General features: G+C 72.3%; 13 protein-coding genes. 5 read left to right on the forward strand and 8 right to left on the reverse strand.

The window, feature by feature from the left end; all coding sequences use genetic code 11:
- Positions 1–421 precede the first annotated feature (421 nt).
- Positions 422–2,035, reverse strand: coding sequence for a solute symporter family protein (locus GJR97_RS07090; RefSeq protein WP_154345816.1), 1,614 nt, complete (start codon positions 2,033–2,035; stop codon positions 422–424).
- On the reverse strand, positions 2,035–2,403 hold the full coding sequence (locus GJR97_RS07095) for a DUF485 domain-containing protein (RefSeq protein WP_154345817.1): 369 nt from the start codon (positions 2,401–2,403) through the stop codon (positions 2,035–2,037). Before GJR97_RS07095 ends, GJR97_RS07090 begins: the two co-directional genes overlap by 1 nt.
- Positions 2,404–2,583: 180 nt before the next feature.
- Between GJR97_RS07095 and GJR97_RS07100 the strand changes: the two genes are divergently transcribed.
- Genes GJR97_RS07100 through GJR97_RS07115 form a run of 4 tightly spaced genes read left to right on the forward strand, consistent with a single transcriptional unit; the run spans position 2,584 to position 6,432 of the window.
- A complete protein-coding gene (locus GJR97_RS07100) occupies positions 2,584–3,816 on the forward strand; it encodes a sensor histidine kinase (RefSeq protein ID WP_154345818.1) in 1,233 nt (410 codons plus the stop codon).
- Positions 3,813–4,550 (forward strand): LytR/AlgR family response regulator transcription factor, encoded by a 738-nt coding sequence (locus GJR97_RS07105; RefSeq protein WP_324613255.1) that lies wholly within the window; start codon positions 3,813–3,815, stop codon positions 4,548–4,550. Before GJR97_RS07100 ends, GJR97_RS07105 begins: the two co-directional genes overlap by 4 nt.
- A complete protein-coding gene (locus tag GJR97_RS07110) occupies positions 4,547–4,969 on the forward strand; it encodes a DUF485 domain-containing protein (RefSeq protein WP_195760632.1) in 423 nt (140 codons plus the stop codon). The genes GJR97_RS07105 and GJR97_RS07110 overlap by 4 nt, the downstream gene beginning before the upstream one ends.
- Entirely contained in the window at positions 4,966–6,432 is a 1,467-nt protein-coding gene (locus GJR97_RS07115; RefSeq protein WP_324613256.1) for a sodium/solute symporter, read from the forward strand. The genes GJR97_RS07110 and GJR97_RS07115 overlap by 4 nt, the downstream gene beginning before the upstream one ends.
- Before the next feature lie 73 nt (positions 6,433–6,505).
- Here GJR97_RS07115 and GJR97_RS07120 read toward each other — a convergent pair whose 3' ends face one another.
- Both GJR97_RS07120 and GJR97_RS07125 read right to left on the reverse strand, forming a co-directional pair.
- Positions 6,506–7,690 carry a choice-of-anchor L domain-containing protein gene (locus GJR97_RS07120; protein WP_154345819.1) on the reverse strand — a complete coding sequence of 395 codons (1,185 nt, stop codon included), beginning with the start codon at positions 7,688–7,690 and terminating at the stop codon, positions 6,506–6,508.
- 207 nt (positions 7,691–7,897) lie between these two features.
- Entirely contained in the window at positions 7,898–8,551 is a 654-nt protein-coding gene (locus tag GJR97_RS07125; protein WP_324613257.1) for a GNAT family N-acetyltransferase, read from the reverse strand.
- Positions 8,552–9,058: 507 nt separating this feature from the next.
- Between GJR97_RS07125 and GJR97_RS07130 the strand changes: the two genes are divergently transcribed.
- Positions 9,059–10,171 (forward strand): hypothetical protein, encoded by a 1,113-nt coding sequence (locus GJR97_RS07130; RefSeq protein ID WP_154345821.1) that lies wholly within the window; start codon positions 9,059–9,061, stop codon positions 10,169–10,171.
- An 85-nt stretch (positions 10,172–10,256) separates the two neighbouring features.
- Here the strand turns inward: GJR97_RS07130 and GJR97_RS07135 are convergent, their stop codons facing one another.
- From GJR97_RS07135 to GJR97_RS07150, 4 genes are all read right to left on the reverse strand, one after another.
- Positions 10,257–11,543, reverse strand: a complete 1,287-nt coding sequence (locus GJR97_RS07135; RefSeq protein WP_154345822.1) for an adenylosuccinate synthase — start codon at positions 11,541–11,543, stop codon at positions 10,257–10,259.
- 1 nt (position 11,544) lies between these two features.
- Entirely contained in the window at positions 11,545–12,084 is a 540-nt protein-coding gene (locus GJR97_RS07140) for a DUF3151 family protein (protein WP_324613258.1), read from the reverse strand.
- 61 nt (positions 12,085–12,145) lie between these two features.
- On the reverse strand, positions 12,146–12,925 hold the full coding sequence (locus GJR97_RS07145; protein ID WP_154345824.1) for an NAD(P)H-hydrate epimerase: 780 nt from the start codon (positions 12,923–12,925) through the stop codon (positions 12,146–12,148).
- Positions 12,926–13,043: 118 nt separating this feature from the next.
- Positions 13,044–14,486 (reverse strand): S8 family peptidase, encoded by a 1,443-nt coding sequence (locus tag GJR97_RS07150; protein WP_154345825.1) that lies wholly within the window; start codon positions 14,484–14,486, stop codon positions 13,044–13,046.
- Positions 14,487–14,678: the final 192 nt, after the last annotated feature.

The following is a 14,678-nucleotide window of genomic DNA, read 5'->3' on the forward strand; positions in this document are numbered from 1 at the left end:
TGGGTCGGGCTGGCCCGGCGTCGCCGATCGCGCTGAGCGCCGCCGCCGACCGCCTCGCACCCCACCCCGCCCCACCGCGCCCCACCCCACCGCACCCACCCCACCGCACCCACCGCGGCGCACCCACCGCGTGCTGCCCGCGCTCGGGAGGAACTTCCGGCCGACACGCCGGCAGCTCCGGGTGCCGAGCCCGCGTGTCCTCGGGAACTTCCTCCCGAGGGATGGTGAGCCCGACTTCCGCGGCACGGCGGTCGGCGGTGATGGGCACCGGCCGCAGCGCAACGGGGGCGGATGCCGGGCCGTGGGCCCGAGGCATCCGCCCCCGTCGTGCCGGCGACGAGGTCGTGGGCAGGCGGTCCCACCCCGTCGCAGTCGTGTCCGGCGGCCGCCGCTCCCCCATCCCGGGCGGCCGCCGGAGTCTCTAGTGGCTTACCGCCTTCTCGGCGCCGAGGCCGGTGAGCGAGCGGACCTCCATCTCGGCCTGCTTCTCGGGGCTCTCGACCGTCTTGTCCATGACGCTCACGATCCACCCGAGGAGGAAGGCCAGGGGGATCGAGACGATGCCCGGGTTCGACAGCGGGAAGATCGCGAAGTCGATCGCCTCGGTCTTCAGCATCGACGTCTCGGAGCCCGAGACCACCGGCGAGAAGACGATGAGCACGATCGCCGAGATCAGGCCGCCGTACATGCTCCAGAGGGCGCCCTTGGTGGTGAACCCCTTCCAGAACAGCGAGTAGACGATCGTCGGCAGGTTCGCCGACGCGGCCACCGCGAACGCGAGCGCCACGAGGAACGCGACGTTCTGGCCGTTCGCGCCGATACCGCCGATGATCGCGACGACGCCGATGATGACGACCGTGCGACGGGCCACCTTCACCTCGGCGCCCGGCTCGGGCTTGCCCTTCTTCACGACCGACGCGTAGATGTCGTGCGCGAACGACGCGGCGGCCGTGATGGTGAGGCCCGCCACGACCGCGAGGATCGTCGCGAACGCGATCGCGGAGATCAGGCCGAGGAGCACCGGGCCGCCGAGCGCGAAGGCGAGCAGCGGGGCCGCCGAGTTCGGGCCGCCCGGGGCGCCGGCGATGACGGCGGGACCCACGAGGGCGGCAGCGCCGTAGCCGAGCACGAGCGTGAACACGTAGAAGATGCCGATGAGCCAGATCGCCCAGACGACCGACTTGCGGGCTTCCTTGGCCGTGGGCACCGTGTAGAACCGCATGAGCACGTGCGGGAGCGCGGCGGTGCCGAGCACGAGCGCGAGGCCGAGCGACATGAAGTCGACCTTGCTGATCTCGGAGACGCCGTACTTCAGGCCCGGGTCGAGGATCGCCGGGTTCTCCGCCACGGCGACGGCCTTGTCGAGCAGCGCCGAGAAGTCGAAGCCGTTGAGCGCGAGCACCCAGACCGTCATGACACCGGCGCCCGCGATGAGCAGCACCGCCTTGATGATCTGCACCCACGTGGTGCCCTTCATGCCGCCGACGAGCACGTAGAGGATCATCAGCGCGCCGACCACCGTGATGACGACGGCCTGGCCGACCTGGTCGCCCACGCCGAGCAGCAGCGACACCAGGCCGCCGGCGCCCGCCATCTGCGCGAGCAGGTAGAAGAAGCACACCACGAGCGTGGTCGTCGCCGCGGCGATCCGGACGGGCCGCTGCTTCAGACGGAACGAGAGCACGTCGGCCATCGTGAACTTGCCGGTGTTGCGGAGCAGCTCGGCGACGAGCAGCAGGGCGACGAGCCACGCGACGAGGAAGCCGATCGAGTAGAGGAACCCGTCGTAGCCGTTCAGGGCGATCGCGCCGACGATGCCGAGGAACGACGCCGCCGACAGGTAGTCGCCCGCGATGGCCGAGCCGTTCTGGCCGCCGGTGAACGAGCGTCCGGCCGCGTAGTAGTCGGCCGCGGTCTTGTTGTTCCGGCTGGCGCGGAACACGATGACCATCGTCACCGCGACGAACGCGCCGAAGATGCCGATGTTGAGCCAGGGGTTGCCGGGCGAGCTGGTCGCCGCTTCGAACGCGATCATCAGCGCACCGCCTTCTCGGTCTCGAAGTCGCCGGACTCGATCTCGGTGCGGATCCGCTCCGACTGCGGGTCGAGCCGCTTGTTGGCGTAGTGGACGTACCACATCGTCACGGCGAAGGTGGTGACCACCTGTGCCAGCCCGAGCACCATCGCCACGTTCACGCTGCCGAACACGCGCGTCGACATGAAGTCGACCGCGTAGACGGCGAGGAGGACGTAGGCGAAGTACCAGACGAGGCACGCCGAGAGGACGGGGAAGACGAAACTGCGGTGGGTCTTGCGGAGTTCCTGGAACTCCGGGGATTGCTGCACGGCGGGGTAGTCGACGTGACTCAGGTCGACTTCCGCACTCAGGGCGTCGTTGCCCATGGCGTCTCTCCTTCGAGGGGATGCGGCCGGGGCAGGCCCCGCGCCGCTGCGGTCGCAATGCGTCCATGCTGACCGCGCGGATGCCTCGCATGGGGCCCGGACCGCTCGTCGTCGGTGAGCGGCGCCGACCGTGCGACGAACGGCGCGGGGCGGCGACGAACGACGGCTACAGTGACGTGCATGCCCGAGTCGATGCTGCTCGCCGCCGCTGCCGGCGTCGTCGCGGGCGCGCTCGCGGTGGGCGTCGTGGTGCTGCTCCGGCGCCTCGCCGTGCAGTCGAAGGACCTCGGCACCGACGCCGAGCGGGCCACGTACGAGACGCTGCACCTGGCCTCCCGCGCCGCGAAGCACCTGCGGGGCGACATGACCGGGACGGATGCCGCGCGCGCCGCGCGGCACCTCAAGGCGATGCTCGGCGCCGACACGCTCGCGCTCGTCATGACGGGCGGTCCGGTCGCGGTCGACGGCGACGAGACGCTGGTCTCCGCCGCGGAGCGGCTCGCCGACGAGGCCGTCGAGACCGGCCGGTCGCAGGTCGAGCGGCGCGTGCCGTCGCCGTCCGGCGAGACGGATGCCGCGGCCGCGCCGATCGTCGCCGACGGCGTCGCGGTCGGTGCGGTGGTCGCGTTCGCAGGGCGCGTCCGCGCGGGCCTCGTGCGTGCCACGGGGGAGGTCGCCGAGTGGGTCGCCGCGCAGGTCGAGCTCGGCGAGCTCGACGCCTCGCGTGCGGCGCTCGCCGAACTCGAGGTGCGTGCGCTCCGCGCGCAGATCAGCCCGCACTTCATCTACAACTCGCTGAACGCGATCGCGTCGTTCATCAACACCGACCCGGCGAAGGCGCGCGAGCTCGTGCTCGAGTTCGCAGACTTCACGCGCTACTCGTTCCGCCGGCACGGCGACTTCACGACCGTCGCCGAGGAGCTGCGCTCGATCGACTCGTACCTGAAGCTCGAGCGCGCACGGTTCGGCGACCGGCTGAAGGTGACCCTCCAGGTCGCGCCCGAAGTGCTCTCGACCGTCATCCCGTTCCTGTCGATCCAGCCGCTCGTCGAGAACGCCGTGCGGCACGGCCTCGAGGCGAAGGAGGGCGGCGGAAGAATCACGATCACGGCCGAGGACCGCGGCGCCGTCGCCGAGATCACCGTGGAGGACGACGGCGTCGGCATCGACCCCGAGGTCGCCGCGCAGGTGCTCGCGGGCGGCACGCCGGGCGAGCACGTCGGGCTGCGCAACGTCGACGCGCGGATGCGGCAGGTGTACGGCGACGAGCACGGGCTCGTCGTCGAGACGAACGTGGGCGCGGGCACCCTGGTGCGGATGAGCGTGCCGAAGTCGCAGCCCGGTCGCTCCGCGGCATCCGTCGACGTTCGCCCAGGCCGGCCCGCCGAACCCGATGGGAGACTGGTGCCGTGATCTCGGTCCTCATCGCCGACGACGAGCAGCCCGCCGTGGACGAGCTCGCGTTCCTGCTCGGCCAGGACCCGCGGATCGGGACCATCCACCGCGCGACCTCGGGCGCCGAGGCCATCCGCATCCTCACGCGCGAGCCCGTCGACGCCGCCTTCCTCGACATCCACATGCCCGGGTTGTCGGGCTTCGACCTCGCCCGCGCACTGCAGCGCTTCGAGCACAGGCCGGCCTTCGTGTTCGTCACGGCCGACGAGGAGGGTGCGCTCGAGGCGTTCGACCTCGCCGCGGTCGACTACCTGCTGAAGCCCGTGCGCACCGAGCGACTGCACCGGTCGATCACGCGGGTCGTCGAGTCGATGGGCCAGGCGCAGGCGACGGATGCCGCGCCCGCGCGCCCCGAGATGGTCGCCGTCACGCTCGGCGGCACGACCCGCATGATCCGCCGCGACGACGTGCGCTACGTCCAGGCGCAGGGCGACTACGCCCGCCTGCACACCGACGAGGCGAGCTACCTCGTCCGCGTGCCCATGTCCGACCTCGAACGGCAGTGGGCGGAGGCCGGCTTCGTGCGCGTGCACCGGTCGTACCTCGTCGCGCTCCCCCATGTCACGCGGGTCCGGCTGGGCGGCGATCGGCCGACGATCGTGGTCGGGCAGGCGGAACTGCCGGTGAGCCGGCGGCTGCTGCCCGGGCTCCGCGAACGACTCGAGGCGGCGACGCCGCGGGCCAGGCCGTGAGCGGGGGAGCGCCGGGCGGCGACGAGCACGCACCGGCGGCGCCGCCGCCCCGGGTGCGGGTGACCGCTCCGCGGAACGGCGGCCGCGCGGCATCCGACCGCCGACCCGCGGCGCGGGGGCGCAGGCCCGGGACCGACACCGGCCCGACCGACATCCACTCGGTCTACGTGCGCTCGCTGATCCGGTCGCAGCTCCGTCTCGCGCTGATCTGCGCCGGCGGGTTCGTGCTCGCGACCGTCGTGTTCGTCCTCGCCGTCGTGGCGCCCGCGCTCGACGGCGCGTTCGTCGCCGGCGTGCCCGTCTCGTGGCTGCTCCTCGGCTTCGGGGTGTACCCGCTCGCGATCACCGTCGCCGCGCTGTACGTGCGCGCCGCATCGCGCAACGAGGCCCGGTACCGCTCCCTCGCGGAGGAGGAGTGAGCCCCGCGGTCGGCTACGCGGCGATCGTCGCCGTGGCCCTCGTGTCGGTGCTGATCGGGTTCTACGGGCTGCGGATCTCGCGCACGACGAGCGACTTCTACGTCGCGAGCCGCACGGTGCGGCCGTGGTGGAACGCGTCGGCCATCGGCGGCGAGTACCTCTCGGCGGCGTCGTTCCTCGGCATCGCGGGGCTGATCCTGCTCACCGGCGCCGGGGGCATGTGGTTCCCGATCGGCTACACGGCCGGGTACCTCATGCTGCTGCTCTTCGTCGCCGCCCCCCTCCGGCGATCGGGCGCGTACACGATCCCCGACTTCACCGAGGCCCGGCTCGAGTCGGTCGCCGTGCGGCGCGTCACGAGCGTGCTCGTCGTGGTCATCGGATGGCTCTACATCGTGCCGCAGCTCCAGGGCGCGGCACTCACGGTCCGGATCACCACCGGGCTGCCGAGCTGGGTCGGCTCGGTCGCCGTCGCGGCGCTCGTCGCGGTCGTCGTCGCGTCGGGCGGCATGCGCTCGATCACGTTCGTGCAGGCGTTCCAGTTCTGGCTGAAGCTCGCGGCCATCGCGGTGCCGGTCGTCGCCCTGCTCCTCGTCACGGGCGCCGTCGAACCCGAGCTCGCGCCGCCGCAGGCCTTCCCGGCCTCCGACGGACCCGGCGCGCTCGACGTGTACCGCACGGTCTCGCTCATGGTCGCGCTGCTCCTCGGCACGCTTGGCCTCCCCCACGTCCTGGTGCGGTTCTACACGAACCCCGACGGGCCCGCGGCCCGCCGCACGACCGTCATCGTGCTCGTGCTGCTCTCGGTGTTCTACGCGTTCCCGACCCTGTTCGGGCTGCTCGGCCGGGCGTTCGCCCCCGATCTCGCGACACCGGGCGACGCCGACGCCCTCGTGCTCGTGCTGCCCGACCGCCTGCTCCCGGGCGTCTGGGGCGACCTGCTCACCGCGCTCGTGATCGGCGGCGCGTTCGCGGCGTTCCTCTCGACGTCATCGGGCCTCGTGGTCTCGGTCGCGGGCGTCATCTCGCAGGACCTCCTCGGCGGGAGCGTCCGCGGCTTCCGCATCGCGGCGTTCGCCTCGACCGCGGTGCCGCTCGTCGTCGCGTTCGCGACCGAACCGGCAGGGCTCGCGGGCAGCGTGGGCCTCGTGTTCGCGTTCACGGCGTCGACGCTCTGCCCGGTGCTGCTGCTCGGCATCTGGTGGCGCGGGCTGACCGCGCGCGGCGCGATCGCGGGCATGGCCACCGGTGCGACCCTGTCGGGCGCGGCGATCCTCGGCGGCGCCCTCATCACGGCGGCGGCTCCCGCCATCCGCCCGCTCATCGAGCAGCCCGCGGCCTGGACGGTGCCCATCGCCGTGCTCGTGACCGTGCTCGTCTCGCGAGCCGACCGTCGACGGATGCCGCGCGGCACCGACGCGTTCCTCGCGCGGTTGCACCTGCCGGAGCGCGATCGGAGCTGAGGCGGTCGCGCCGCGGTGTCCACGCATGCCGCGGCCCCGCCCGCGGCGGCGGACGGGGCCCGGCACCCCCGGCCTAGTGGTGGACGGTGATGTTGCCGCGAAGCAGGTCGACCGCCGGGTCCATGCTCCAGACGACCGCTCCCGTGTCATCCATGATGACGATCGAGATGGTGTCGGGCGCACCCTTCTTGGCCGCGTTGCCGTTGCGGTTGTCGACGACGGTCACCTCGAACGAGTAGCCGTCCTCGCCGTTGAAGCGCCCGTCGCCCGACCAGGTCGCCTCGCTGCCGCTCGTGGAGAACGCGAGCACGTCGTACCCGTGGAACCGGTCGCCCGTGCGGTGGTCGTTCACCTGCAGGTTGCCCCGCATGCCCTGCTCGTCGTGGATCACGGTCGTCCCGAAGGTCACCGTGCCATCGGCGAGGTCGACGCGTCCGCCGCCGGTCACCTTGCCGCTGCCCGCGGGCGGCGTGATCGAGAGCGAGCCGGCCTCGATGAAGACCGCGCTGTCGAGGATCCGATCGCTCGCGTCGGCGATCGCCAGCTTCATGTGGTTCGTGATGTTCGGGTCGACCGGCGCCATGCAGGTCAGCGGGATCGTGAGCCCGTCGAGCTCGGTCGGGTACGGGTTCGGGCTGGCCGTGTTGTCCTTGAACAGGGCGCCGTTCACGCCCGAGTTGATCGAGTTGACCGTCACCGGCAGCGTGCCGCCCGGCACGTTCGGGTCCGGTACGACGGCGCAGTTCACGCCGTTCACGAAGAAGGCGAAGGCATCGTTGTACGGGCTCCCGACCCACTCGTTGTACTCCTCCGACCCGAAGGCGTACCGGAAGTAGATGGTCGTCGCCCCGGCCGGGACCGTGAAGTCGAACTCCATCACGGCGGCGTCGTAGGTGGTGAATCCGGAGAGCGCATCCAGGTCGGCGTCTCCGCCGGCACCGGTCTGCGTCCCGGTGCCGCCGGCATCGTTGGTCGGGCCGACGGTGTCGGCGATGTCACCGCTGCCGAGCGTGACTCCCGAGTCGAATCCGACGGAGGCCGCGCCGCCGCTGAACGATCCGGCGCTGACCGGATCGCCGACGTAGGTCACGTTCGAGATCCCCACTCCTGCCCCCACCAGCGTCTGGGCGAGCGCAGCCGGATCGACGGGATCGACGTAGGTGGTCGCGCCGATCGCGACCGCCGGCGTCGCGCCCCCGATGAGCGCGGCGATCGAGAATCCGGCGACCGCGATGGTCGCCGTTGTCGTGCGTTGCATGTTCGTGCCTTTCGACGTCGAACGGGCATGCGGATGCCGCCGGCATCCGCATCGCGAGCGTTCCCCCGAGCGCTCGCCCCCCGTGTCCGATGCCAGAGAGTCCCCCCTGACACGGACTGCCTACTCCCGGCGATCCGGGGCGGCAATGCGGAGCGGAGCATTTCCCCCGTTCTGGGGGCGCGACCTCGGACGGCCCGGCCGGTGGGGCTACTCGGAGCCGTTCGCACCGGCGAGGGTCATTGGTCGATCCCCCCACGCCGCGAGCCGCGCCTCGAGGCCGGCGCGCACGGCGGGCCACTCGTCGACGAGGATCGCGTACACCGCGGTGTCGCGCCACGTGCCGTCGGGGCGACGCATCGCGCGGCGGTGGACGCCCTCGAAGCTCGCCCCGAGCTTCAGGATGGCGGCGCGCGAGCGCGAGTTCACGGCATCCGCCTGCAGCTTCACCCGGCCGAAGCCGTGGTCGAACGCGAGCCCGAGCATGAGCAGCTTGACCTCCGGGTTCACCACGGTGCCCCACACGCGCGGGTCGAAGCCCGTCCAGCCGATGTGGGCGGACTCGTTCGGCAGGTCGAGGTCGCCGAGCTTGGTCGCGCCCACGAGGGCGCCGTCGTCGGGCCCGCCGCGCAGCCGCACCCCGAACGGGATCGCGTCGGCGGCGGGGGTGTAGGACGCGCGGGCGAAGGCCTCGAACGCCGCGTCATCGGCGGGCAGCCCGGACGGGCCGCCGCCGAACCCGCCGGCGAACACCTCGGGGCGTCCGATCGCCGTGCGCAGGGACGGGAAGTCGTGCTCGGTGATCGGCGTCAGCGCGAGGTAGCGGCCTTCGAGGGTGTGGACGAGCGGACGACTGGCGGGCACCCGGCAAGTCTGGCACGCGCCGACGCGGGGGGTCGGCCCCGCAGCACTCGGCGATCCACGACCCGCTCGCCTCGGCATCTCCGGGCGCGGCTCGCTCCGATTCGCAGGATGACGCGTGCCATGCCCACGCGCATTCCGCGGCCCGATCGGGCACCGCATGCGGCCGCGCATGCCCGTTCGGCCCTACCCTCGGCCGCGAGGGGGTCGTACTGTCGAGCCGTGCGCGGTTCCCGGCCGGCGCGAGCCGATGCAGAAGCCATGGCCGCCGCCGACGGCATCCGGAGGCGGCCTCCGACTCCCGTCACGCCTCACGCGACACCGAGCGGAACCGACCTGCCCACGACGTCGGCGTCCACGTTGATGCGTCTGCAGCGAACCGCCGGCAACACCGCCGTGACCGCTCACATGCAACGCGACGACGGAGCAGCCCCGGCGGTCGCACCGGCGGCGCCCGTCGCAGCCCCCGTTCCCGCCACGGCGCCACCGAGGATCGACTACGTGTTCCTGATGGGGAGTTCGAGGCGGGACTCGTTCTACGCGGCGGCCGACCTGTACTTCCGTCAGCACGAGCCGGGCGCCCAGATCAATCGCGACAAGCGCACGCTCGCGGACGTCATCGCCCACGTGAACGCCGGTGCGGCACCGGCGCTCAGGATCATCATCGTGTCCCACGCCAACGAGGAGGGAAACCTCGGATTCTCAGTCGACGCCGCCGACCTGCGGCGGGACACCCGTCGAGGCGACCGGAAGCCGAGGATCGAGTTCAAGGAGCTCCGGGATGCCGTCGCCGGAGGCGCGTTGCCGATCGCGGATGTCGCGAAGATCGACGGCTCTACGAGGGTCGAGATCCGCGGCTGCAATATCGGACGCTCCACGCGGATGCTGGACGCCCTCGATCAGGCATTCGGCGGCGCCACGCAGGTCACGGCTCCGACGCACAAGCAGGAGTACTCCGCACGAAGCGGCGGCCGGGGCAGGCCGAGGGTCACCGATGAAGCCCTCTTCCAGTACTCGATCGAGGACCCCGGGCACCCGACGGTGAGTTCCGCCGACCGAGGGGCGCGCTTCCGGGCGAAGTACCCCGATGTACCGGCACGGCTGTGGCCGGCCCTGCTCGCCGCCGCCAGGGAGAGGCACGTGAAGCGGAAGGCCTACGAGTGGACCGGCGTGAACCCCCCGGCCGACGACGCGGCCTCCGTATTCGCGCGGCTCGGCACCAATCGGATGTTCCCGGCCCGGCGTGGTTGGGTCGTCACCTACAAGGGACGGACGACGGTCGGAGACAACTGGCGTTTCGAGGTGCAGGCCGACCGCGTGACGTCGACCGCCTCCGAAACGAGGACGAGCTTCGTCCAGACGGCCATCCCTCCCGACGGTGCAGTGCTGAGGGAGCGGGAGATGGCGGACTCGGGCCGACCCGATGCCGCCGACTGGACCGTCGTGGACCGCATCGTCGGCAGGAGGCTCGTGCGAACGGTGTATGCGGAGCACACCGAGTGGGTCATCAATCGACGGATCGTCGGGGCATCGGGTACGGCGCACCCGCCGATGACGGACCCCACCTTCTTCGGGCAGTCGACCTTCACCCCGACGGTGGCGCCGAACCCTCCATCGCCGTGATCCCCGACTGACGTCCGCCGTCGACGCACGCATCGGCCGGCCCGCGCCCGGCCGCGATCCACACGGACCGTGGCGTCGGCGCCGGCTAGTCGAGCAGGTCGTGCAGCTGCACGATCTCCTCGCGGCCGGGGCCGACGCCGATCGCCGAGAAGCGCGCGCCCGACATCGCCTCGAGCTCGCGCACGTAGCTCTGGGCGTTCGCGGGCAGGTCCTCGAACGAGCGCGCTCCCGAGATGTCCTCGGTCCAGCCGGGGAACTCCTCGTACACCGGCTTGGCGTGGTGGAAGTCGGACTGCGAGACCGGGACCTCCTCCATGATCACGCCGTCGACGTCGTAGGCGACCGCGACGGGGATCCGGTCGATGCCGGTGAGCACGTCGAGCTTGGTCAGGACGAAGTCGGTCACGCCGTTGACGCGAGCCGTGTATCGGGCGATGGGCGCGTCGTACCAGCCCGTGCGACGACGACGCCCCGTCGTGGTGCCGAACTCGTGGCCCTTCTCGGCGAGGAACTCGCCCCATTCGTCGAAGAGCTCGGTCGGGAACGGACCCGAGCCGACGCGGGTCGTGTACGCCTTCACGATCCCGATGACGCGGTCGATGCGGTTCGGCGCGATGCCCGAGCCCGTGACCGCGCCGCCCGACGTCGCATTGGACGAGGTCACGAACGGGTACGTGCCGTGGTCGACGTCGAGCATGGTCGCCTGGCCGCCCTCGAACAGCACGGTCTGGCCGGCCTCGAGCGCGCGGTGCAGCAGCAGCGAGGTGTCGGTCACCATGGGGCGAAGGCGCTCGACGTAGCCGAGCAGGTCGTCGACGATCTCGTCGACGCCGATGGCGCGGCGGTTGTAGACCTTGACGAGCAGGTGGTTCTTCTGGTCGAGGGCCCCCTCGACCTTCTGCCGCAGGATGTTCTCGTCGAAGAGGTCCTGCATGCGGATGCCGACGCGATTGATCTTGTCGGCGTAGCTCGGGCCGATGCCGCGGCCCGTCGTGCCGATCTGGCGCTTGCCGAGGAAGCGCTCGGTGACCTTGTCGAGCGTGCGGTGGTACTGCGTGATCACGTGCGCGTTCGCCGAGATCTTCAGCTGCGACGTGTCGACGCCGCGCGACTCGAGTCCCTCGATCTCCTCGAAGAGCACCTCGATGTCGACGACGACGCCGTTCGCGATCACGGGCGTGACGCCCGCCGTGAGGATGCCGGAGGGCAGCAGGTGCAGGGCGTACTTCTCGTCGCCGACGACGACCGTGTGCCCGGCGTTGTTGCCGCCGTTGAACTTGACGACGTAGTCCAGGCGCGAGGAGAGCAGGTCGGTCGCCTTGCCCTTGCCCTCATCGCCCCACTGTGCTCCGATCAGCACGACTGCGGGCATGTCAGTCCTCTCGTGCCGCACCCGGCGCGGCGGATTCGTCGGACGGGTCGCCGTCCGTCGCCTCGGGCGACGGCAGGGGCGGCAGGGGATCCGTGATGACGCTGATGACCTGCGTGGGCGTGAACTCGGAGGCGATGCGCGCGGGCGCCTCGGCGTCGGCGGCCTCGAGGTCGGAGGCGGCGCGCGCGGCGCGCTCGTCGAGCCCGAGCCGCGCTGCGGCCCTGCGCTCGGCGTCGAGGGCGCGGAGGTACGCCCGGTTCGGCTCCTCGGACCACGAGACGGGCGAGCCCGGCTCCCAACCGGATGCCTCGAGCGAGCCGCGCGCGAGGTCGACGGCGACGACGGCGTACGCGAACGCGTCGAGCGCACGGCCCTCGGAGTCGGCGAGGTCGGCCAGTTCCGCCCAGGCGAGGGGCGATGACGGATGGTCGGCGACGACCCCGGCGACCGACGCCCGGTCGGCTTCGCTCAGTGCCCGCCTGACCTCGGGTTCGTCGGCGAGCACCGCCTCGGCCTCCGATGGGGTCTGTTCCTGAGTCACACTCAACCGTAACGCATGGGGTTCCGGCGGCCCGGGAGCGCGGCGCGGTCGTGCGCGCGCCTCAGGGCCTGCGCCGCACGACCGGCGTCACCTCGGCCAGCGCGGGCCCGAGCCCGAGGTCGACGAGGACGACCCGGCCGGCGAGCGCGGCGGCGGGGTCGAGCAGCAGGCCCGCCTTCACGGCGCCCATGGTCACGGTCACGTCGGCGGGCAGCACCGTCGGGTCGGGCACGCGGCCGTCGTCGGGCGAGATCCCGCTCGGCAGGTCGACTGCGACGACGAGCGGATGCCGCGTGCCGCGCCCCGCACGCGCGACCCATCCGGTGCCGAGCGTCGCGCGCACGCGCGCCACGACCTCGCGCGCCCTCCCCCGCAGCGCGGGGCTCGCGGCGGCGCCGATGCCGAGGATGCCGTCGATGAGCACGTCGGCCGCCGCGACGACCTCGGAGAAGGTCACCGGGTCCGTGTCCGGGTCGAGGTCGCGGGCCCCCGCGGCGTGCGCGGCCTCGGCGCCGCCGTCGTGCAGGCGCGAGCCGATCGCCGCGATCCGGACGTCGGCGCCGCGTGCGGCGAGGTGCGCGCCCGCGAAGAGCGCGTCGCCGCCGTTGTCTCCGGACCCGGCGAGCACGAGGACCAGCGGTCGCGCTGCGGCATCCGTCCCTCGGTCGCTGGTGATGCCGTTCGCGCCGAGGAGCCCGGAGACCTCGTCGGCGAGCGCCTCGGCCGCGCGCCGCATGAGGGGCTCGCCCGCCTCGAGCAGCGGTCGCTCAGCCGCGCGGACCTGCTCGGCCGTGTAGCCGTCGCGCGGCGACGGGGCGGCGGAGCGGGCATCGGCGTCCATGCGCCCGAGCCTACGCCGAGGCATCCGCATCGCCACCGGTTCGTGAGCTCGCGGGCCCGCGCACGCGAGAGGGGCCGGGCCGGTCGGCCCGACCCCTCACGGTCGATCGCTCAGCGCGTCACTGGACGACGTTGAACGCGTTGACGTTGCCGGCTCCGTAGAAGCCGTTGCGCTCGCCGCCGGTGCAGGTCGCCGGGTAGCCGGGACGCGGCTCGTAGACGCCCTCCGGGCACTCGAGTGCGGTGGCGGTGCGCTCGAGGAACGATGCGAGCTGGCCGACCTTCATGTCGGGGTGCGCCGAGATCGCCAGCGCCGCGACGCCGGCCGCGTGCGGCCCCGCCATCGACGTGCCCTGCGACCAGCCCCAGCCGCCCGGGACGGTCGAGAGCACGGCGTCCGTGATGGTGGACGACGCGCCACCGGTGCGGAAGCGCGTGTCACCGCCGGGTGCCGTCACGTCGACGACGCCCTGGCCGTACGAGGAGTAGTAGCTCTTCTGCTCGGTCGGGCCGACGGCCGACACGGTCACGACGCCGGGCGCCTCGGCGGGCAGGTCGCGGCACGCGCCGTTGACGGTGCGCTCCTCGACCGGGCCGCTGCCGTCGTTCGGGCTGCCGTCGTCGATGAACTTGTGCTGCAGGTCGACGTTGCTGTTGCCGGCCGAGGCGATCGTCAGGGTGCCCTTCGACTGCGAGTAGCTCAGTGCGCGCTGCACCGCCTGCCAGACCGGACGCTGGCGCGGGTCGTTCACGCAGTTGAACTCCCACGGGTCGATGTAATAGCTGTTGTTCGTGATCGGCATGCCGTGGTCGGCCGCCCAGAGGTACGCGCAGACCGCGGCCTCGGGGAAGATGTAGCCGTCGTCGTTCACGACCTTCACCGAGGCGACCTTCACGCCGGGCGCGACGCCCGCGATGCCCACGCCGTTGATCGCCGCGGCGATCGTGCCGGCGACGTGCGTGCCGTGCGACGACGTCGTGTTCTTCCACGCGGCCGGGTCGGTGTCGACGACGCCGCCGAGGCACGAGGCGCTCTGGTCGAACGCGACCTGCGACGCGAGGTCGGGGTGCGTGTAGTCGATGCCCGAGTCGAGCACGCCGACGACGACCGACGGGTCGCCCGTGGTCACCGCGTGCGCCTCGGGCACGTCGATCTGCTCCATGTCCCACTGGTAGCTCCAGTAGGGCTCTGCCGTCGGGTCGCCGGTCGCCTCGAGGGCGGACTCGTCGAGCACCTCGATGGTCTCGTCGTCGATCAGCGTGGTGCCGAGCCCGTCGGTCGAGGCGACGGACTGCACGCCCGCCCCGACGACCGAGGTCTCGAACGACGTGTTCGTCGACGACGCGACGAGCACGCCGATCTGGTCGTAGCTGGCGACGACGGTGCCGCCGGCCGCCGCGACGCGCTTCGCGGCGGCCTTCGTGTTCGCGCCCTGCGGCGCGAGCACGAGGTAGGTGCTCTCCGGGCCGACCGCGGCGGCGGGCACGGCGGCCGCCGTCCCGACCAGGCCCACGGCCAGGGCGACGGCGGATGCCGCGCCGATCACCTTGTGGTTCCTCATCCTGTCTCCGTTCGATGTGCGTGGAGTGGTGCACCGACGGCAGCTTGGGCCGTCGGACCGGCGTGTCCAGTGGATGCGACGATCGGCGGCGTCGGTGTAGGGCCGCGCGGCCGGTTCGGCGAGCCTATCGGCGCGCCCCCCGTCCGGGGGATAGCCGGTGCCGTCGGCGCGTCGTCTCGCGCGCATGCGCGC

It is taken from the genome of Agromyces kandeliae, from assembly GCF_009674665.1.
GTDB classification, from domain to species: domain Bacteria; phylum Actinomycetota; class Actinomycetes; order Actinomycetales; family Microbacteriaceae; genus Agromyces; species Agromyces kandeliae.